Raw genomic sequence first — 19597 nt, 5'->3', positions numbered from 1 at the left:
ATGCAGGCATGAGCGATACGAAATCCTTGCTGGAGCGAAAGCTCGATCGAAGGCTGCTTCTGGCCGGCGGCCTTATGGCTGCCGGCGGCACGGCAGTCGCGGCGAGTGCCGCCCGCGGGCAGACAAGCCACGCCGGTCACGAGATGCCGGCGGCCGCTGTCGCTGAAGGGCAACCGGCGCATCTGTCGGCCCATGGCTCGATGATCACGGTCGGCGAGGTCGACGACGCCCGCAACGGCTTCAATCCAACGAAGCTGCTGAGCGACTGGTACACCGGAACGGTGTCGATGCTGCCGGACGGGCGGACGCTTCGCACCTTCGAGGTCACGGCCGAGGATAAGGAGATCGAGATCGCGCCCGGCATCATGTTCCCGGCCTGGACCTACAATGGCCGTGTGCCGGGACCGACTTTACGCGCGACCGAGGGTGAGCGGCTGAGGATCGTCTTCCGCAACCAGGGCTCGCATCCGCATTCGATGCATTTTCACGGCATCCATGCCGCGCGTATGGACGGCGTTCCAGGCGCCGGCCTGATCGGGCCGGGCGAGGAGTTCGTCTACGAGTTCGACGCCAGGCCATTCGGCTGTCATCTCTACCACTGCCACGCCCTGCCGCTGAAGCGGCACATCCAGAAGGGCATGTACGGAGCCTTCGTGATCGACCCCGCTCCGGCCCGGCATCCGGAGCACGAAGCGGTCGCCCGCTCGCGCCTGCTCGGCACGCCTGAGAATGCCGGCTGGCAGGAATTCGTGATGGTCATGAATGCCTTCGACACCAACTTCGACAATGAGAACGAGGTCTACGCCGTCAACACGGTCGCCCACGCCTATGCCAAGAAGCCGATCCGGGTGCTGAAGGACAAGCCTGTCCGCATCTATCTCGTCAATGTCGTCGAGTTCGATCCGATCAATTCCTTCCACCTGCATGCCAATTTCTTCGACTACTACAATCAGGGCACGACGCTCACCCCCACGCTCAAGACCGTCGACCTGATCACCCAGTGCCAGGCTGAGCGCGGCATCCTGGAGTTCCATTTCCGGGAGCACGAGCCGGGCCTCTACATGTTCCATCCACACCAGTCGGAATTCACCGAGCTCGGCTGGTCCGGCATGTTCGACGTCGTGGAGGCCGTGTCGTGACCGATCTGAGCCGGACTTCCGTCGACGCACGCGCCGGCCGCCCAAGGTCGGCCTATCTGCTTTGGGTCGCGCTGCCGCTCGTCGTGCTCGGGCTGGCCATCGCCTGGCTGGTCTCCTCGGACCCGCTGTCGAGCTTCCGCAATGGCGCGCCACCGGTCGAAAACATCACCTTCGAGCGGACGATCCTGGGCGCGGATGGCATCCGCGTCCTCGTCCGGGCCGGCGGATCGGAACCGATGACCATTGCGCAGGTCCAGGTCGACGATGCCTACTGGCAGTTCACGCAGGATCCGCCGGGACCGATCGCGCGCGGCGCCACGGCCTGGATCAGCCTGCCCTATCCCTGGGTGCTGGGCGAGGCGCATGCGATCAACGTCGTGACCAGCACCGGGACGACGTTCGGGCATGAGATCGCCGTCGCCGTGCCCACGCCGACGCGCGATTCGCTGAGCTTCGCCGCGCAGGCGGTGCTTGGCGCCTTCGTCGGCATCCTGCCCGTGGCGATCGGCCTTATGTTCTATCCCGCACTCCGCGGCGTTGGACGCAGCGGCATGGACTTCCTTCTGTCGCTGACCGTCGGCCTACTCGCTTTCCTGTTCGTCGATGCCCTGGAGGATGCGTTCGAACTGGCGGGCGAAGCCGCCGCCCTGTTCCAGGGGCCGACGATGATCGTGCTCGCCGCTGCCGCCAGTTTCCTGCTACTGATGGCGGCAGGCCGGCGGAGCGGGACACCGACGGGTTTGGCTTTAGCCACCTTCATTGCGCTCGGCATTGGCCTGCACAATCTTGGTGAAGGGCTGGCGATCGGCGCCGCTTTCGCCTCGGGTGCGGCGGGGCTCGGCACTTTCCTGGTGCTCGGCTTCACCTTGCACAACATCACCGAGGGCATCGGCATCGCCGCCCCGATCCTGAAGCAGCGGCCGCCATTGCGGACCTTCGCCGCGCTGACGTTGCTCGCGGGCGGCCCCGCCGTCATCGGCCTGTCGATCGGCAGCCTCGCCTATGCCCCGCAATGGTCGGCGCTGGCTTTGGCGGTCGGCGCCGGGGCAATCCTGCAGGTGATCGTCGAGCTCGTGTCGATGCAGCTTCGTCAGCGGACCGACGGCACGCGGGCACTGCTCGCACCGGCCGCGATGGCTGGATTGGCGGCCGGAGTTGGCTTCATGTACCTGACGGCGATGCTGGTGAAGATCTGAGCAGCGCTGGTCTTGAGATTCAGTCGGGTACGCTGGTCTGCAGGGCCAGCGCATGCAGCACGCCGCCCATATTGCCCTTCAGCGCGTCATAGACCATCTGGTGCTGCTGGACGCGGCTCTTGCCGCGAAAGCTCTCGGCCACCACTTCTGCCGCATAGTGGTCGCCGTCGCCGGCGAGGTCGCGAATCGTCACCTTGGCGTCCGGGATGCCTTCCTTGATCAGCCGTTCGATGTCGTGCGCGTCCATTGCCATGGCAAAATCCTAGTGAGAGTCGGGGTGAGCCTAAAGCCTTTCTCGTTCGGATTGAAGCAGTTCCGTCCACGATTGGAGGCTCACGAGACATCCTGGTTCGTATGGGAGGCATCGTCCTCGGCAACATCCTCGCGTGTCGAGAAAGCACGGCCAAGGCTGAAGGTCAGCACGTAAAGAGGAACGTTGATCACAACATTGACGATGGGAAGGTAGCCCGTCCACTGCCAGAGCGGCGAGAAAAACCCCTTGCCGTAGCCGTCGCAGACGAGCGAGGAGCCATACGCCCACAGCACGCCAATGACGACGGTAGCGGCAAAGAGCTTGATGCAGGTGACGATGTGCCGCGACCGCGCCGGCTCCGGTGAGAGCCGGTCCCAAAGGACCAGGCACAGGATCGGAACCGCATAGACGAGGCTCTGGACCGCCAGCATCAAAATGGTGCCGTTGGCCGTGGCGAGAAACTCCGCCCGCGTTTCCAGCCGGGGACAAACTTCGCTTCCGGTCGTCGATAGCAGGAAAAAGACGAACGGCCCGAGAAACCAGAAGAAAAACAGCGACGGCCAGAAGACGACTGCAAGCAGCGCCCGGGCAGCCAGCTTCGTCAAATGGCCTGATCCATGAAGCGCGGGAACCAGCCTTCATGGGCGGCGGTCAGTTGGCTGATCGGGATCGCGCGCGCCTCGCCGAGTTTCAATTCGCTGCCGCCGGTAGAGCCGATCCAGGGCGCGAAGATGCCGAGCTTGCCCTGCTCTTCGCGAATGGCGTCCCATTCCTTGCTTTGCGGATCGACCGACAGCGTCAGCAGATAGCGGCCCTGGTCCTCGCCGAACCAGACCGGGATGGGATCGGTGCCGGTAAGCCCTGGAATGGTGGCGCCGATGCCCGACGCCATCGCCATTTCGGCCAGCGCCACGGCAATGCCGCCATCGGAGACGTCATGCGCCGAGGTCACCACGCCTGAGGCGACCAGCGCCCGCACATGGTCGCCGACGCGCTTTTCGTGCTCGAGATCGACCGGTGGCGGCGGACCGTCGCTGCGCGAATGGATATCGCGCATATAGGCGGACTGGCCGAGATGGGTTCCCCATGTCGCGGGCGCTCCGACCAGCACAATCATCTGGCCCTCGGCGGCAAAGCCGATCCGCGCCATCTTCGACCAGTCGGCGATCAGACCGACGCCGCCGATCGTTGGTGTCGGCAGGATGCCGCGGCCGTTGGTTTCGTTGTAGAGCGAGACATTGCCCGACACGATCGGGAAGCCGAGCGCGCGGCAGGCGTCGCCGATGCCTTTCACCGCGCCGACCAGCTGGCCCATGATCTCGGGGCGTTCCGGATTGCCGAAATTGAGATTGTCGGTGGCCGCCAGCGGTAGTGCGCCGGTGGCGGTCAGGTTGCGCCAGCATTCGGCCACCGCCTGCTTGCCGCCTTCATAGGGGTCAGCCTCGCAATAGCGCGGCGTTACGTCGGAGGAGAAGGCCAGCGCCTTGGTCGGATGGCCCTCGACACGGACAACGCCGGCATCGCCGCCCGGAAGCTGCAGCGAATTGCCCTGGATCAGCGTGTCGTACTGCTCCCACACCCAGCGGCGCGAGGAGAGGTCCGGCCCGCCAAGCATCTTGAGCAGAGCATCCGCGACATCCGCCTTTGGCGCGTCGCCTGCAGCCAGCGGTGCCGGCTTCTTCGGCTCGACCCACGGGCGATCGTATTCGGGCGCCTGGTCGCCGAGATCCTTGATCGGCAGATTGGCAACCTCGTCGCCCTGGTGCAGCACACGAAAACGCAGGTCGTCCGTCGTCTTGCCGACGATGGCGAAGTCGAGGCCCCATTTGTGGAAGATCGCCTCGGCTTCTTTTTCTTTCTCCGGGCGCAGCACCATCAGCATGCGCTCCTGGCTCTCCGACAGCATCATCTCATAGGCGCTCATGCGCTCCTCGCGCACCGGCACCTTGTCGAGGTCGAGCTCGATGCCGAGGTCGCCCTTGGCACCCATCTCAACGGCCGAGCAGGTGAGGCCGGCCGCACCCATGTCCTGGATGGCGATGACCGCGCCGGACGCCATCAGTTCGAGGCAGGCCTCGAGCAGGCATTTTTCGGTGAAGGGGTCGCCGACCTGCACGGTCGGGCGCTTCTCCTCGATCTTGTCGTCGAATTCGGCCGAGGCCATGGTCGCGCCGCCGACGCCGTCGCGGCCGGTCTTGGCGCCGAGATAGACGACCGGCAGGCCGACGCCCTTGGCTTCGGACAGGAAGATCGCGTCGGTCTTGGCAAGGCCGGCTGCAAAGGCATTGACCAGGATGTTGCCATTGTAGCGGGCGTCGAAATTGACCTCGCCGCCGACCGTCGGGACGCCGAAGGAATTGCCGTAGCCGCCGACGCCGGAAACAACGCCGGCGACCAGATGCCTGGTCTTGGGATGGTCCGGCGCGCCGAAGCGCAGTGCGTTCATCGCCGCTACCGGCCGCGCGCCCATGGTGAAGACGTCGCGCAATATGCCGCCGACGCCGGTCGCAGCACCTTGATAGGGCTCGATGTAGGAGGGGTGGTTGTGGCTCTCCATCTTGAAGACCACGCAATCGCCGTCACCAATGTCGACCACGCCGGCATTTTCGCCCGGCCCCTGGATGACCTGCGGCCCGGTGGTGGGCAGCGTGCGCAGCCACTTCTTTGAGGATTTGTAGGAACAATGCTCGTTCCACATCGCCGAGAAGATGCCGAGCTCGGTGAAGCTCGGCTCGCGCCCGACCAGGTCGAGGATGCGCTGGTATTCATCGGGCTTCAGCCCGTGCGAGGCAATGAGTTCCGGAGTTATCGGCACGGAATTGGAAATGGTCATGGGCGGCGATTTGTGTCCATGGGAGTGGGGATTTTGAGTCCCCTCTTATCGCAAGCTTCCGCGCGATACACCCCATCGATTGACGAAAAACGCCGGAAAACCACAGGCTTGCCAGCTTGCAAGCGGTAGCCTTGAAGGGCAGGGGGCGAAATCAGGAAAAACTGTCGTAGCCGGCGCGGCCTTCGTCGAGCAGCCGCCGGATGACCGCCACGCCGCCGGCGACATCCTTGTTTTGCCGCGGCTGCGAAACGCCGAAACGTACGCCGTGAAAGACCTGTTCGGAGCGACCGGCCTTGAATTCGTCCTCGTCATCGATGAGCACGCCATGTTCGAGGCAGGCATTCTTGAAGGTGCCGGACAGCCAGGGATCGGGCAAGGTAAGCCAGACGAAAGGCACGCTGTCCCTGGCCTTGAATTCGAAACCGGACAGCGTCTCGCGCACGATAGCGATGCGCGCGCCGATTTCGGCGATGCAGCGCTTGCGGATATCGCCCGCCTGGCCTGACAGCACCAGCCTTGTGCCGACCTCGGCCAGCAGGAAAGGGAGGCCGCCGGTCATCATCTTGTGGGCGACGCGGATGCGATGGCGATAGGCCGGTGGACAGGCGAGCCAGCCGCCGCGAACGCCAGCCGCGACCGATTTCGACAGGCCGCCGGCAACGATGGTTCTTTCGGGCGCATATTCCGCCAGCAGCGGTGTCGGATCGTCGGTGAGGTCGCCGTAAAGGTCGTCCTCGATCAGCACGACATTGTATTCGCGCGCTACCCGCGCGATCGCTTGCCGGCGCTCCGCCGACAACGTCACCAGCGTCGGGTTCTTGGCCGTCGGCATCAAAAACATCATCTTCGGGTGCTTTTGCGCGCAGACGCGCTCGAAATCATCGGGATCGATGCCGCCTTCGTCAGACGCCACCAGCGCGGTCCTGCGCCCGATCAGGCCGGCGCTGCGCGAGATCTGGGAATAGGTGAGGTGCTCGAAGGCGACGTAATCGCCAGGCGTGGTCAGCGCGGCGATCGCCGCCATCACCGCCGCATGGGTGCCGAGCGTCGGCACGATGGCATCGGCGGCCGGCCGGAACGAATTGCGCGACAGCCAGCGAGCGCCGGCCTCGTACCAGCGCGCCGGGAAATCCCTCGTGTAGCTCGAAATGTCGTAGGGATGCTCCTGCGCTATGCGCGACAGCACTTCGGCGATGGTGGCGCCCTGGCCAATGTCAGGCGCAGCCGTGCTGTCGAAGCGCAGCTTGCCGCTCGGCGCGTCGATAAAGCGCGTGCCTTGGACATCGGCCGGCGGGAAGTCTGGTTTCGCTTCGGACTGCTGCGCGAGCACATAGGTGCCGCGGCCGACCTCGCCGCTGACCAGCCCACGCTCGCGCAACAACTGATAGGCCCGGCCGACTGTGCCGACTGTCGTGCCAATGTCATAGGCAAGATCGCGCTGCGGCGGCAGTTTTGCCCCGGCGTCGATCACGCCGCGGTCGATATCTGACTCAATGCTGTCAGCAAGGCGCTGGTAGAGAGGGCCGGAGCCGCCGGTAAGATCGGGAAGCCAATTTGTCATGGTGACAATTTTATATATTGCACCGAATAATGAGTCAATCCATATCTGCGGTGAATGGGAATAGGTACAATTGCAACACTTGGCAGAATGACAATGGATACAATCGAGACAATTCGCAACGAATGGATCGGACAGGCGGAACGCCCATCGGCCCGTCCGACTCATGTCCGCCGTTTCATGCGCGTGGTTCGCTCGCTCTCCATGTGGATCGCCAGGCTGCTGGAGCGCAGGCGCAGCCGGCTGGCCTTGCTGGAAATGACCGACGAGCAGCTCAAGGACATCGGCGTCTCGCGCTGCGCTGCCCATCGCGAAGGTCTGAGGCCGTTCTGGGATTGAGCCCTGCTGGTTCGCGCAGGCCTATCGGATCTTTGAACCCTTGGCGCGCGCCACAGCGTGGTCGGCAAGGACGGCGATGATGCACAGCAATAAGAAAAGCCCGGTAACGGCCAGCGCCGAGATAGCGACGCTGACCGCGCCATTCTCGGCGACGTCGAGGAACGGATACGGCACCTCGCCGGCAATCGGCCCCCGCGCCAGCGCGTAGATCAGGTAGGCGACTGGATAGGCCATCCACCAGGAAATGTCGCTCCAGCGCGTCGTGCCGTCGGCGCCGGCGATCAGCCACCACAAAACGAACAGCACCGGCGTCACATAGTGCAGCACCAGGTCGCAGAGCAGGAACAGCCCCTGCGGCTGCCAAAGCTGCGCCAGAACCGTTGCGTAGATGATGAAGACCAGCGCGATGGCGACCGCCACGCCGGCCCGTACCCGCGGCCCGGCAAAGGCCGGCAGCCAGGCATAGCCGGTGGGCGACAGCAGCGAGGTGTGGACGAGCACAGCGCCGATATTGGTCAGGATGGTGAAGAAGCTGAACAGGAAGACGATGGAGCCGAGCAGGCTGCGGCCGGCTTGCATCGACGCCGGGATGGTGATGCCGAACTGCAGGACAAGTCCGGCCAGACCAATGGCCAGACCGGCGATCTGCAGGAAGCGGCCCATGGCCCTATGCGGCAGCGGCGCAGGAGGGATTGCCCGTTTGCCAGCGGGCGATGTCCGAGCCGATGCGGGCGCCAAGCGGGTCGGCCATCAGCGGACCGAACACGTCGACCCGGCTGGAATTGCCTTGCGCCTGCACCACCAGCAGCGGCTTGCCGCCATAGTGCTTGGCCGGAACCAGCAGGAAGCGCGGCGTGCCGCTGAACGAATTCAGCTCGTTGGCCATCTGATAGGGCTTGAAGGCCGGGTCCTTGCTGGCGATCCAGCATTTGTGGGCGGCGATCGCCACCTGTTCCATGGCAAGCAGCGAGGCGCTCTTGCCTGAAGGGACCGGCGCGCTCTTCGGGCTCGACTGGCAGGAGGCCAGCGCGAGACCGGCGGCAGCCAGCAAAGCAAGGCGAGCAATCGTCAATCTCATGGTCAGGCCGCCCCCGGTTCTGAAAGGAATATCTGAGAGAATTTCAAGCGGCGATGCCGAGGGCGCCTTCAAACAGCGCCCGGCCGTCGCTGCCGCCATGGGCGGCCTCGATCAGGTTCTCGGGATGCGGCATGAGCCCGAGCACATTGCCCTTGTCGTTGATGATGCCGGCAATGTCGTTGATCGAGCCGTTGGGGTTGGTGCCTTCGGCATAGCGGAACACCACCTGTCCCTCGCCTTCCAGGCGGGCCAGCGTCTCGGCATCGGCGAAATAGTTGCCATCATGATGCGCTACCGGCGAACGGATGATCTGGCCCGGCTGATAGCGGCGCGTGAACATCGTGTTGGCGTTGGCGATCTGGAGCTTCACCTGCCGGCAGACGAATTTCAGCGATGAATTGCGCATCAGGGCGCCCGGCAGCATTCCGGCCTCGACCAGGATCTGGAAGCCGTTGCAGACACCGATGACCATGACGCCCTTGGCCGCCTTTTCGGCGACCGCCCGCATCACCGGCATGCGCGCGGCAATCGCGCCGCAGCGCAGATAGTCGCCAAAGGAAAAGCCGCCGGGAATGGCGATCAGGTCGACATCGGGGATTTCGGTGTCGGTTTGCCAGACGGTTGCCGGCGCTTGCCCGGAGATCTTGGTCAGCGCCGCGATCATGTCGCGGTCGCGGTTGAGGCCGGGGAGAAGGACGACGGCTGATTTCATGTCTTTGGCAACCTGATCGTTTTGGACAATCGATTCTATCGAACGATTCTATCGAATCCTGCGCGCAAGGAGCGCAAGGGAGAAGTAGATAAGAAGCGCGATCGCAAGTATCGTCAGACCGAGCCAGCCCAGACCACTCTTCGGACCAAACAGAAGATCGCGCCAGTCAGTTGCAGGCCGCGTCCAATCTTCCAGCATGAGCGCTGCAAGCAGTACTCCGGGTAAGGCAATTGCCAATCCCAGCACGTGCAACCCGGCTGCCAAGATCGATTTGCCGCCAAGCCGGTGAACCCACGAGGGCGATCTCACGTCGGCCATCAGCCCCTCCGGTACAACCTCAGGTAATGGCTACACTATAGTTCTCAATCACGGTGTTCGCCAGAAGCTTGTCGCACATCGCCTTGAGATCGGCCTCGGCCTTGGCCTTGTCGGTCTCGGACAGTTCGACGTCGAACACCTTGCCCTGGCGCACCTGGCCGACGCCGTCAAAACCCAGCCCGGAAAGCGCATGCTCGATCGCCTTGCCTTGCGGGTCGAGCACGCCGTTCTTGAGGGTGACGGTGATACGGGCTTTCATCGATGCTCCTGAGAAATCAATACGGTGTGCGCCGGGCCCGCCGTCACCGGCAAGCCCGGTTTGGTAATTAGTGCTTCATGCCCTTTGGCGGCTCGCTGGACGCAACCAGCACCGGCCCGGTCGGGCGCGGCGGCTCGTTCTCGTTCATGATGCCGAGGCGGCGGGCAACTTCCTGATAGGCTTCGACCAGCCCGCCCATGTCGCGGCGGAAGCGATCCTTGTCGAGCTTGTCCTGCGTCGCGACATCCCACAACCGGCAGGAGTCGGGCGAAATCTCATCGGCGACGACGATGCGCATCATGTCACCCTCGAACAGGCGGCCGCACTCGATTTTGAAGTCGACGAGCTGGATGCCGACGCCCATGAACAGGCCGGAAAGGAAGTCGTTGACGCGGATGGCCAGCGCCATGACGTCGTCGATCTCTTGCGGGCTTGCCCAGCCGAAGGCGGTGATGTGCTCTTCCGACACCATCGGATCGTCCAGCGCGTCGGCCTTGTAATAGAATTCGATGATCGAGCGCGGCAGCACGGTGCCTTCCTCAATGCCGAGGCGCTTGGCCAGCGAGCCGGCGGCGACGTTACGCACCACCACCTCGAGCGGGATGATCTCGACTTCCTTGATCAGCTGCTCGCGCATGTTGAGCCGGCGGATGAAGTGGGTCGGAATGCCCATCCGGTTGAGGTGGTTGAAGATGTGCTCGGAAATGCGGTTGTTGAGCACGCCCTTGCCGTCGACGACTTCGTGTTTCTTCTTGTTGAAGGCGGTGGCATCGTCCTTGAAAAACTGGATCAGCGTCCCCGGCTCAGGGCCCTCATAGAGGATCTTGGCCTTGCCTTCATAAATGCGGCGGCGATTTTTCATCTGATTTTTTCTCTGGATTTCCGGGCAGGCGGCAAGCGACCAGTTCCTCTCCGTCTGCCTAAATTAGTGTACAGACGGCGGTGTTCAATGCCGGTGTCTATCCCAATCGCACTGTTTGCTCAATCGGCAAATCCTTTCAATCAACCGGTTTCGGGACCGAAATGCCGCAGCGCAGCAAATGATGTAGCATATTGACCGGCCCGCGGCCTTTTGGTTTGTGCTTCGGCAACACACATATTCACCGCCAACGAATCGGATTTGACCCGGAGGGACGCCATGAGCAGCATGAAAGACCGCGAAGAGGGCTTCGAGCGCAAATTCGCCTTCGATGAGGAACTCCGCTTCAAGGCTTCGGCCCGCCGCAACAAGGCGCTTGGCCTGTGGGCGGCCGAGAAGCTCGGCAAGTCGGGCGCCGATGCTGAAACCTATGCCAAGGAAGTGGTCGTGGCCGACATCGAGGAAGCCGGCGATCACGACGTTTTCCGCAAGATCCGCGCGGATTTCGATGCTGCCGGGGTTGCCCAGTCCGATCACCAGATCCGCCGCACCATGGATGAGCTGATGGCGCAGGCGATCGAGCAGATCAAGAACACCTGATCCAGCCTGGACCAATCGACCGCCCGGCCCAGCCGGGCGGTTTTTCTTTGCCTTTGCCGCCGTTTCCGGCTGAAACTGCGACTGTTAACAAGGAAAGATGCGATGTCCCTGAAATCACGCCTGACGGCGGATGAAACGCTGTTCACCGCATGGTCCGGAGTGCCGGACGCGCTCACGGTGGAGATCGTCGCCAAACAGGGCTTCGACGCCGTCACGCTCGACATGCAGCATGGCGGCCATCACGAGGACAGCGTCCTGCGCGGCCTTGTGCCGGTGCTGGCCGCCAACAAGCCGGCGCTGGTGCGCATCCCGGTCGGCCGCTTCGACATGGCGAGCCGGGCGCTCGACTTCGGCGCCGAGGCGGTGATCGCGCCGATGGTGAATTCGGTGGCCGACGCCAGGCTTTTCGCCGCTGCCATGAAGTATCCGCCAATGGGTGAGCGTTCCTGGGGACCAACCTACGCCTTTCCGCGCCACGGCAAGGGCGACCATGCCGAATGGCTGCGCGACACTAACCAGCGCACCATGGCGTTCGCGATGGTCGAAACGCGCGCCGCCTTCGAGGCACTCGATGGCATCCTCGACACGCCCGGCATCGACGGCATCTTCGTCGGCCCGTCGGATTTCTCGATCGCATGGTCGAACGGCGCCACCGTCAATTCGACCCTGGAAAGCATGATGGAGACGGTGGCCTCGATCGCCGAGCGCACGCGCAAGGCCGGCAAGCATGCGGCGATCTACGTCATCGAGCCGGCCGTCGCCGGCCGCGTGGTGGCGATGGGCTATCGGTTGCTGGCCATGGGCTCGGACCATGCGCTGATCGCGCTCGGCGCCAAGACTTTGCTGAAGAGCATGCGGGATTCGATCGGCAACTGACGGCGCGCGCGCTGTCTCCAGGGACTTAAGCCCCTTTGAGATCGGTCAGGAACTTGGCGAAGGTCATCGAGCCCTCCGGCCACGGGCCGAAGCCGGAGTCTGCGTTGAGATGGCCGGCATCGCCGGTGTCGATGAACAATGAGCCCCAGGCTCCGGCAATGTCCTCGGCGACGTCGAAGGCGCAGAACGGATCGTTGCGGCTGGCGATCACCACCGACGGGAAGGTCAGCGGCTCGCGCGGGTAGGGGCCGAAGGTCATCAGGTGTCTCGGCCTGATTTCGGGATTGGCGACATCGGGCGGCGCCACGAAAAAAGCGCCTGCCACAGGGCGCTGAAATTGCGGCATCGCCTGGATAGCCGCCGCGACGCCCAGCGAATGCGCGACGATGACGACCGGCCGCTCGGCCTCGTTGACTGCCTTGGCGACATTCGCCGTCCAGTCCTCGCGCACCGGCTTCGACCATTCCGCCTGCTCGACCCGGCGCGCCGTCGACAGTTTCGACTGCCAACGCGTCTGCCAATGCTCGGGACCGGAATTGGTGTAACCCGGCACGATGAGAATATCTGCGTCCTTGACCTTCATGGCGCGCATGTAGCGAGCGCCGATGCCGGGTGCAACCATCTCGAATGAGGTTGGCGATCACAATAGTGAACACCTTGTTCGCTTCTTGCCATCTTGTGTGAACGATCGCGATCGACCATCTGACACGGGACAACAAACAGCCGTGAAGGACCGGGATTTTGGCACTGACACGACGTACAGTTATCGGTGGCGCCGGGCTCCTGGCTTTGGGAGCTTCAACGAGCGCAGCCCGAACGGAGACAATGATGAGCGAACTGCCTTTTGCCGCCACCACCCCGGTGAGCGTTTCCCGTGTCGGGTTGAGGGCGCGCGACGCCGAAGGCCTGGCTGCCTACTATCGCCAGGTCGTCGGCCTGCAGGAGTTGAGCCGCGCCGATGGTGCGATCACGCTCGGTGCCGCCGATCGCCCATTGCTCGTCATCGAGCCGGATGCGGCAGCCAAGCCCGACGATCCGCGCAGCGCCGGCCTGTTCCACACCGCTTTCCTGCTGCCCAGCCGGGCAGACCTTGGCCGCTGGATCAACCATGCCATCGCCAACAAGATCGCCATCGAGGGCGCATCCGACCATCTGGTCAGCGAGGCGCTGTACCTAACCGACCTCGAGGGCAACGGCATCGAGATCTATGCCGACCGCCGCCCGCAGGACTGGAAATGGAATGGCGACAAGATCGCCATGGCGACCGAGCGGCTGAACATTGCGTCAGTTGTCGCCGACGTTCCGGCCGGCGACGTGGGATGGCAGGGTGCGCCGGAAAACAGCATTGTCGGCCATGTGCATCTGCGCGTCGGCCGGCCGGAAGAGGCCGAGGCCTGGTGGAACCAGGAGTTCGGCTTCGACACGGTCGCCAAATATGGCGGCCAAGCGGTGTTCCTGTCGTCAGGCGGCTATCACCACCACATCGGCGCCAATGCCTGGCAGAGTTCCGGCGCCGGCCGTCGTGATTCCGCTCGTTCCGGCCTGGCCTGGGTCGAGATGCGCTCGGACAATATTGCCAGCGAAACAACCCGCGAGGATCCGTGGGGCACGGTGATCAGGACCGTTCCCGGCAAGGCGTGAATGCCACAAATATGAAAAGGCCCGGATCGTGAACTGACCCCCGAAAATTGGACGGTTCATTGAGCTGGTAGATTTAAGGGCTGGGTCCTGTATTGCACAGGGGTCAGCTCTTTCAATTTCAGTTTGATGCGTCGGTGGTTGTAATAGTCGATGTAGCGCTCGATGGCCTTGTCGAGGCTTTGGACCGTCTCGAACCTTTCAGGATGGAAGAGTTCGGACTTGAGTGTGGCGATTGGTTGACGCGCCGGCCTAGCCGGCGCAGTTGTGCGGTCACCCGGCGATAGCCGTAGCGGCCCTTGTGGCTGTCGAAGATGGCCTTGATCGCCTCCTTCAGCGCCGCATGGCGGTCCGAGCGCGAGGCCGCCTTTTGCCTGTAATAGAACGTGCTGCGCGGCAGCTTCGCCAGTTCGAGCAGTCCCATAAGCGGATGTAACGGCCCTAAAGCCTGGACGGCTTGCGCTTTTTGGGCGCGTGTTCCTGCGTTAAGGCCTCCAGTTTTTTTAGGTAGGCGTTCTCCATCCGCAGCTGCTTCAGCTCGGCCAGCAGTTCTTCGCGGCTTTTGGCCTCGTCACTGGCTGCAACAGGCACTGCGGGGGCCGGCGGCTTCGACATGGGTCGTCCTCTGGAGCGCGGGGCGAGCGCCTCTATCCCGCCCGCATGATAGCGCTTCTCCTAGCCCGTCAGGCAACCGGCATTGCGGATATTGAACAGCGCCGCCGTCTGGCGATACGACAGACCTTCCTCCCACATCCGCTCAAGCACTGACAGCTTGAACGCCGCGTCGTAACGACCGTACTTGCCCAACAGCCCGGCATCGCCATGCGCCTGGTACAAAGCAACCCATTTGCGAACAGTCGCCGCGTCAACTCCATGGATGGGTCGACGCCGCACTCGCATAGCTTTTCATCCCCGCACAAATAGCTATCGACAACCGAGCGCTTGAAACTCGCACTGTGTCTGGACATGCAAAACCCCCGAAGGTTGTGTCCAACTTTCGCGGGTCAGTTCAACTTGGCGGGCTTTTTTTTAGGGCCTCAGGCCTCTCCAAACACGCGCTTGAAGATCGTGTCGACATGCTTGGTATGGTAGCCAAGGTCGAATTTTTCGCGGATCTCTGCCTCGGGCAACGCCGCGGTCACCTCCTTGTCGGCCAAGAGTTCCTCAAGGAAATCAGCACCTTGCTCCCACACCTTCATGGCGTTGCGCTGCACCAGCCGATAGGCGTCCTCGCGGCTGACTCCGGCCTGGGTCAGCGCCAGCAGCACGCGCTGCGAATGCACCAGACCGCGGAACTTGTTCATGTTCTTGAGCATATTGTCAGGATAGACCAGCAGCTTGTCGACGACGCTGGTCAGCCGAGACAGCGCGAAATCGAGCGTCACCGTGGCGTCCGGCCCGATCATGCGCTCGACCGACGAATGCGAAATGTCGCGCTCGTGCCAGAGCGCCACGTTCTCCATCGCCGGCAGCGCAAAGGCGCGCACCATGCGGGCAAGGCCGGTGAGGTTCTCGGTCAGCACCGGGTTGCGCTTGTGCGGCATCGCCGACGAGCCTTTTTGTCCCGGCGAGAAATACTCCTCCGCCTCCAGCACCTCGGTGCGCTGCAGATGGCGGATTTCGATAGCCAGCCGCTCGATCGATGAGGCGATGACGCCGAGCGTGGCAAAGAACATGGCGTGGCGATCGCGCGGGATGACCTGCGTCGACACCGGCTCCGGCTTCAGCCCGAGCTTTTTCGCCACATGCTCTTCGACATAGGGGTCGATGTTGGCGAAGGTGCCGACCGCGCCGGAAATGGCGCAGGTGGCGATGTCTTCGCGCGCATGCACCAGACGTTCGCGGCAGCGCGCGAATTCGGCATAGGCCTGCGCCAATTTGACGCCGAAGGTCGTCGGCTCGGCATGGATGCCATGGCTGCGGCCGATGGTGACGGTGTCCTTGTGTTCGAAGGCGCGGCGCTTGAGCGCGGCGAGCAGCCCGTCGATGTCGGCGAGCAGGATGTTGCTGGCGCGGGTCAACTGCACGGCAAAGCAGGTGTCGAGCACGTCCGACGAGGTCATGCCCTGGTGGATGAAGCGCGCGTCCGGTCCGACGAATTCGCCGAGATGGGTCAGGAAGGCGATGACGTCGTGCTTGGTGACGCTCTCGATCTCGTCGATCGCCTCGACGTCGAATTTCGCGGCACCGCCCTTTTCCCAGATGGTTTTCGCGGCTTCCTTCGGAATGACGCCGAGCTCGGCCAGCGCGTCGCAGGCATAGGCCTCGATCTCGAACCAGATGCGGAAGCGGGTTTCGGGCGACCAGATGGCGACCATTTCCGGTCGGGAATAGCGAGGGATCATCGGTCAGTCCTGACATACGAGGGATTCGCCCGCGTCCTAACAGAGGCTGGCCAAATGCTCAACGCCGCCGGCGCGCAAACCAGACGCTGGCGACGGCGAGTGCCGCGAAACCGAGCGGAAAATAGAGCCGGATGCCGAGAACGACGAACTGGTAGAGCGCGGTCAATCCCGTGAACACCAGCTCGAACGCCCAGGTGATGGTGAAGGCGGGCGCATGCCATTCGGCATAGTAGGAACGGTATTGCAGTGCGAACAGGCCGCCGGTGAACGCGAGCGTCGCGGCGAGCAGGCAGACGAAGGCCGCGGCAAGCGCGACCTCCCAATGCCGGCCTTGCGAAACAAGCCGCGCCAGGAACAGGCCGACCGGGAATGCCAGCGCCCCACCAGCGGCATATAGCAGCGACACAAAGCGGATCTTGGCCGGCGTTTCCCAATCATCCAGCAGGAGATTGATCAATGCGCTAGCGCCCATCGTCGCCCCCCACAGCACGGCGCCGAGAAGTGCCGTGCGCAGCGAAGGCAAGGCGCTTCGCAGACGGCCTCGTGTACGAGTGCGCATGGTGGGTTGAGGAAGCGACGTCACAGGCGGCCGGTCACCGCGATCCAGCGAAAATCCGGCCCTTCGAAGCCGTATTGCCGGACAGTGATCAGCACAGCATAGGCGCTGATGCTATCGAGCGAAAATGTCTGCACCGCGCCGATCTGGTAGCCGTACGGGCAGCCGCGGCTTTGCGGAATCGATTTGTCCTCATGCAGCAGATGTGTCTGGCCGCCATCCTTTGCCTCGATGCGCAGCAGGCGAAAGCCGTTGATCTCGCCCAGGCTCTGGCAGCGTTCGGTATCGTTCATACCGATCTCGTCGAGCCGGAATTCGAGCGGAGGGTCGACCGGCGAAAAGATCGGCCGTGGATTGACCACCATGCGGAACGGATCGGCCGAGAGTTCGGTCACCGGGTTGAAGCCGGCGGTGATGCCGCGATTGGCGGTGAGCTCCGCTTGGCTGACGATCGCTTCGCCTTTCTGGCGCGCCTGAAGGCGCGCCGCCTCAAGCATGGCGTTCTCGTCGTCGAGCCGAACCTTGATCGGCGTGCCCTTCAGGAACGTGTCGTCATTGGTGTCGATGTAATAGCGATTGGCATAGGGAAATCCCGATCCGTCCTGGACGCCATACTCCTCGAAGGCGAAGACGCCGCCGTCCTTGGTGAAGCCGAGGATTTCAAGCTCGGCGACGTCACCGGCCCGCACGCCGGCCAGGGTCGCAAGCTGGGTCAGCAGGCAAACGGCAAACAGGACAAGGGTTCGCATTGGCTCTCCATTCGCACAGCCGGGCACGTTTTCTTCCCTATCACGAGACAATCAAAAGGTCGTGCTACCTGAAGGCCATGCATCCTCTGTTGTCATTGTCGGCGGTTTCAAGGGAAGAACCATCATGACCGGCGCCAGCAATATTCGCAGCATTTCTATCAAAGGTTGAGCCGCTCTAGCGCGACGACCAGACGGGAAACAGATCGCCGTCGGCCGGCGTCGCTGCATGCACCCCGCGGCTGATGGCGCGCGCCATGGTGGCGCCGGCCGCCGCATAGAGGTCGATGGCATCGTTGGCTGAAAGCTGAATGCCGCTCCTGCCGGTCGCCAGAGCGAACACCAGATCGCCATCGGCCGGCGTGTGCGTCGGCCAGATGGCGCGCACGAAGCCGTCATGCGCCGATATCGCCAGACGTTTGGCGGCGGCCTTGGTGAGGACGGCGTCGGTGGCGATTACGGCGATGGTGGTGTTGCCGCCGGCCTCCGCTTGCCTGTCGCTATCCTTGCCGGTGAACTTCCGGTCGCGGAACTTCAGCAAGATCCGTCTTGCGTCTTCCGGCATCGGCGAGGGATAGCCAAGCCCGCCGAACTCGTCGCCGATCTCGAAAGGCGCGGCCCAGAAGTGGCGGCTTTGCCCGACCGTCACCGAGCCGGTCGGGTTGACGGCGGCGAGCGCACCAATGGTGACGCCGCTTTCCAGAACCGATGAGGCCGAGCCGAGCCCGCCCTTGAGCCCTGACGTCTGTGCGCCGGTGCCGGCGCCTGCCGTGCCGAGGGCAAAGTCGGCCGCGGCGGCCTGGGCGGCTTCGTAGCCGAGGTCGCGGTAGGGCGGATAGCGGCCCCAGTCCTTGTCGCCGCCATTGCGCAAATCGAACAGGATCGCCGCCGGTACGATCGGCACGCGAAAGCCGCCGACCAAGACGCCGATGTTGCGTTCGCGCAGCGCCGCCTGCACGCCGGAGGCGGCATCGAGGCCGAAGGCCGAGCCGCCCGAGAGAACGACGGCATGGATCGCCTCGATGGAATTCTGCGGCTCGAGCAGGTCTGTTTCGCGCGTGCCGGGCGCGCCGCCCAGCACCTGCACGCCGGCCACCGCCGGCTCGTCGCAAAGCAGGGCGGTCACGCCCGACTTCAGCCTGGCGTCGGCGGCGTTGCCGACGCTTAGGCCGGCGACATCGGTGATCAGATTGCGCGGCCCGGTGCGAAACATCACTGCGCCTCGAAGGGCACGAAACGCGTTCCGTCGAAACGGAAGGGGCGGTAGGGGTTTTGGCTGAGATCGCCCTTTTCGTCGAAACGGACCGGCCCGATCGCAGTGGTGAAGTCATGCGCGGTGAGCAGCTCCGCCAGCGGCTTGCCGGAGGTCTCTGCCGCCGCCGCGGCCGCCCTGGCGATCTCGACCGCCGCATAGGCGGGCAGCGCGTAACCTTCTGGAATGATGCTCTTTGCGGCGAATGCCTCAAGCACCTTGGGATCGGCGACATCGGCCCATTCGGGCGGTGCGATCATCAGCGTACCCGCCGCATAGGGCACGTCGCCCGGCGGCGTGCGCATATTCTCGCCCCCGGCAAAGGTCATGCCGGCATCGAGCTGGCCGGCATCGCGGCCCATAATGGCGATGTCGTCGCCGTCGCCGCCGGCGAAGACATGCGTCGCGCCGGATTTCTTCAGCCGGCCGATCAGCCCGATCTGGTTGTCGAGCTGCGGCCGGAAAGTGTCGACGAACACCGGTTTCAGCCTCGCCTGCTCGGCTGCTGCCCTTAGCGTCTCGGTGATCTCGCGGCCATAGATGGTGCCGTCGTCGACGATGGCGAAGAGCTCCTTCTGCCAGAGCCGGGTGAGGATTGTGGCGACGGCATTGCGTTCGTCGTCGCCACGCGGGCCGAGCCGATAGACCGGCCAGCCGGTCTTGGCGCGCCGGTCGCTCAGGCTTTCGGTGCGCACGCCGACGGTGATGACAGGGATGCCGGCATCCTTGAGGATCGGCAGCGCCGCCTCGATCGCTTCGGTGCAGAGAAAACCGACGACCACGCTTACTTTCGCCGCGGCGAAGTCGCGTGCGGCGGCAGCGCCGCCATCGGCCGTGCAGGCATCGTTGACCGTCTTGATCTCGGCGCCGTTTGCCTCGGCCGCCAGGCTGGCTCCGGCCTCGATCTGCTTGCCAAGGATCGCCGACGGGCCGGACAGAGGTGCGGCGACGCCGACAAGCAGCGTCTGGGCGCTGACGCCTGCAGGGAGCAGCCAGAGCAGTGCCGCTATCGTCGCTGTCCGGGGTCGCATTCTGACGAA

24 protein-coding genes and 2 pseudogenes are annotated in these 19597 nt (G+C 63.8%); 6 read left to right on the top strand and 20 right to left on the bottom strand.

All coding sequences use genetic code 11. The annotated features are described in order from the left end of the window. Positions 1-8: 8 nt before the first annotated feature. Positions 9-1139, top strand: coding sequence for a multicopper oxidase domain-containing protein (locus tag D3227_RS17805; protein WP_120015454.1), 1131 nt, complete (start codon positions 9-11; stop codon positions 1137-1139). Beyond that, the gene (locus tag D3227_RS17800; RefSeq protein ID WP_120015452.1) at positions 1136-2335 is read left to right on the top strand and encodes a ZIP family metal transporter; all 1200 of its coding nucleotides are present in this window, start codon (positions 1136-1138) and stop codon (positions 2333-2335) included. Before D3227_RS17805 ends, D3227_RS17800 begins: the two co-directional genes overlap by 4 nt. 19 nt (positions 2336-2354) lie before the next feature. Here D3227_RS17800 and D3227_RS17795 read toward each other — a convergent pair whose 3' ends face one another. The 4 genes from D3227_RS17795 to D3227_RS17780 form a co-directional block, all read right to left on the bottom strand. Further along, positions 2355-2588, bottom strand: coding sequence for a BolA/IbaG family iron-sulfur metabolism protein (locus tag D3227_RS17795; RefSeq protein WP_023674714.1), 234 nt, complete (start codon positions 2586-2588; stop codon positions 2355-2357). A gap of 80 nt (positions 2589-2668) precedes the next feature. Further along, on the bottom strand, positions 2669-3193 hold the full coding sequence (locus tag D3227_RS17790; protein ID WP_120015450.1) for a hypothetical protein: 525 nt from the start codon (positions 3191-3193) through the stop codon (positions 2669-2671). Further along, positions 3190-5421 carry a phosphoribosylformylglycinamidine synthase subunit PurL gene (gene purL, locus D3227_RS17785; RefSeq protein ID WP_120015448.1) on the bottom strand — a complete coding sequence of 744 codons (2232 nt, stop codon included), beginning with the start codon at positions 5419-5421 and terminating at the stop codon, positions 3190-3192. The genes D3227_RS17790 and purL overlap by 4 nt, the downstream gene beginning before the upstream one ends. Positions 5422-5572: 151 nt before the next feature. Continuing rightward, on the bottom strand, positions 5573-6982 hold the full coding sequence (locus D3227_RS17780; protein WP_120015445.1) for an aminotransferase-like domain-containing protein: 1410 nt from the start codon (positions 6980-6982) through the stop codon (positions 5573-5575). Positions 6983-7075: 93 nt separating this feature from the next. On the opposite strand from D3227_RS17780, the gene D3227_RS17775 reads away from it, so the two are divergent. Further along, positions 7076-7318: a DUF1127 domain-containing protein gene (locus D3227_RS17775; protein ID WP_120015443.1), complete on the top strand. Its 243-nt coding sequence runs from the start codon at positions 7076-7078 to the stop codon at positions 7316-7318. A gap of 21 nt (positions 7319-7339) precedes the next feature. Here D3227_RS17775 and D3227_RS17770 read toward each other — a convergent pair whose 3' ends face one another. The 6 genes from D3227_RS17770 to purC form a co-directional block, all read right to left on the bottom strand. After that, positions 7340-7981, bottom strand: a complete 642-nt coding sequence (locus D3227_RS17770) for a Pr6Pr family membrane protein (RefSeq protein WP_120015440.1) — start codon at positions 7979-7981, stop codon at positions 7340-7342. 4 nt (positions 7982-7985) lie between these two features. Then, positions 7986-8396 (bottom strand): hypothetical protein, encoded by a 411-nt coding sequence (locus D3227_RS17765; protein ID WP_120015438.1) that lies wholly within the window; start codon positions 8394-8396, stop codon positions 7986-7988. Between the two features lie 43 nt (positions 8397-8439). Beyond that, positions 8440-9108: a phosphoribosylformylglycinamidine synthase subunit PurQ gene (gene purQ, locus D3227_RS17760; RefSeq protein WP_120015435.1), complete on the bottom strand. Its 669-nt coding sequence runs from the start codon at positions 9106-9108 to the stop codon at positions 8440-8442. A gap of 48 nt (positions 9109-9156) precedes the next feature. Continuing rightward, a complete protein-coding gene (locus tag D3227_RS17755) occupies positions 9157-9426 on the bottom strand; it encodes a hypothetical protein (RefSeq protein WP_120015433.1) in 270 nt (89 codons plus the stop codon). Between the two features lie 19 nt (positions 9427-9445). Continuing rightward, a complete protein-coding gene (purS, locus tag D3227_RS17750; protein ID WP_120015430.1) occupies positions 9446-9685 on the bottom strand; it encodes a phosphoribosylformylglycinamidine synthase subunit PurS in 240 nt (79 codons plus the stop codon). Positions 9686-9752: 67 nt separating this feature from the next. Next, positions 9753-10547: a phosphoribosylaminoimidazolesuccinocarboxamide synthase gene (gene purC / locus D3227_RS17745; RefSeq protein WP_008875498.1), complete on the bottom strand. Its 795-nt coding sequence runs from the start codon at positions 10545-10547 to the stop codon at positions 9753-9755. 276 nt (positions 10548-10823) lie between these two features. On the opposite strand from purC, the gene D3227_RS17740 reads away from it, so the two are divergent. Continuing rightward, positions 10824-11144, top strand: coding sequence for a DUF1476 domain-containing protein (locus tag D3227_RS17740; RefSeq protein ID WP_006206037.1), 321 nt, complete (start codon positions 10824-10826; stop codon positions 11142-11144). Between the two features lie 102 nt (positions 11145-11246). Continuing rightward, positions 11247-12020 carry an HpcH/HpaI aldolase family protein gene (locus D3227_RS17735; RefSeq protein WP_120015428.1) on the top strand — a complete coding sequence of 258 codons (774 nt, stop codon included), beginning with the start codon at positions 11247-11249 and terminating at the stop codon, positions 12018-12020. 25 nt (positions 12021-12045) lie between these two features. Here D3227_RS17735 and D3227_RS17730 read toward each other — a convergent pair whose 3' ends face one another. Beyond that, the gene (locus tag D3227_RS17730; protein WP_120015679.1) at positions 12046-12603 is read right to left on the bottom strand and encodes an RBBP9/YdeN family alpha/beta hydrolase; all 558 of its coding nucleotides are present in this window, start codon (positions 12601-12603) and stop codon (positions 12046-12048) included. Between the two features lie 245 nt (positions 12604-12848). Between D3227_RS17730 and D3227_RS17725 the strand changes: the two genes are divergently transcribed. Further along, positions 12849-13661: a VOC family protein gene (locus tag D3227_RS17725; protein ID WP_120015677.1), complete on the top strand. Its 813-nt coding sequence runs from the start codon at positions 12849-12851 to the stop codon at positions 13659-13661. 56 nt (positions 13662-13717) lie between these two features. Here the strand turns inward: D3227_RS17725 and D3227_RS44325 are convergent. From D3227_RS44325 to D3227_RS17695, 9 genes and pseudogenes are all read right to left on the bottom strand, one after another. Next, a pseudogene (locus D3227_RS44325) lies at positions 13718-13888 on the bottom strand (IS3 family transposase); the annotation flags it as partial. Between the two features lie 17 nt (positions 13889-13905). Next, positions 13906-14082: pseudogene (locus tag D3227_RS44320) on the bottom strand (IS3 family transposase); the annotation flags it as partial. A gap of 17 nt (positions 14083-14099) precedes the next feature. After that, a complete protein-coding gene (locus D3227_RS44315) occupies positions 14100-14273 on the bottom strand; it encodes a hypothetical protein (RefSeq protein WP_425374520.1) in 174 nt (57 codons plus the stop codon). Positions 14274-14333: 60 nt separating this feature from the next. Further along, a complete protein-coding gene (locus tag D3227_RS44310; protein ID WP_425374519.1) occupies positions 14334-14495 on the bottom strand; it encodes a hypothetical protein in 162 nt (53 codons plus the stop codon). A 200-nt stretch (positions 14496-14695) separates the two neighbouring features. Then, positions 14696-16003, bottom strand: coding sequence for an adenylosuccinate lyase (gene purB / locus D3227_RS17715; protein WP_120015425.1), 1308 nt, complete (start codon positions 16001-16003; stop codon positions 14696-14698). Positions 16004-16061: 58 nt separating this feature from the next. After that, positions 16062-16562, bottom strand: a complete 501-nt coding sequence (locus tag D3227_RS17710; RefSeq protein WP_167480739.1) for a hypothetical protein — start codon at positions 16560-16562, stop codon at positions 16062-16064. Between the two features lie 20 nt (positions 16563-16582). Next, the gene (locus D3227_RS17705; protein WP_120015423.1) at positions 16583-17308 is read right to left on the bottom strand and encodes a DUF2259 domain-containing protein; all 726 of its coding nucleotides are present in this window, start codon (positions 17306-17308) and stop codon (positions 16583-16585) included. 175 nt (positions 17309-17483) lie between these two features. After that, the gene (locus tag D3227_RS17700) at positions 17484-18518 is read right to left on the bottom strand and encodes a P1 family peptidase (RefSeq protein ID WP_120015420.1); all 1035 of its coding nucleotides are present in this window, start codon (positions 18516-18518) and stop codon (positions 17484-17486) included. Next, entirely contained in the window at positions 18518-19588 is a 1071-nt protein-coding gene (locus D3227_RS17695; RefSeq protein WP_120015418.1) for an ABC transporter substrate-binding protein, read from the bottom strand. Before D3227_RS17695 ends, D3227_RS17700 begins: the two co-directional genes overlap by 1 nt. Positions 19589-19597: the final 9 nt, after the last annotated feature.

The organism is Mesorhizobium waimense (assembly GCF_003601975.1).
In the GTDB taxonomy this organism is placed as follows: Bacteria; Pseudomonadota; Alphaproteobacteria; order Rhizobiales; family Rhizobiaceae; genus Mesorhizobium; species Mesorhizobium waimense.
This window is presented reverse-complemented; position numbering and strand designations above follow the sequence as displayed.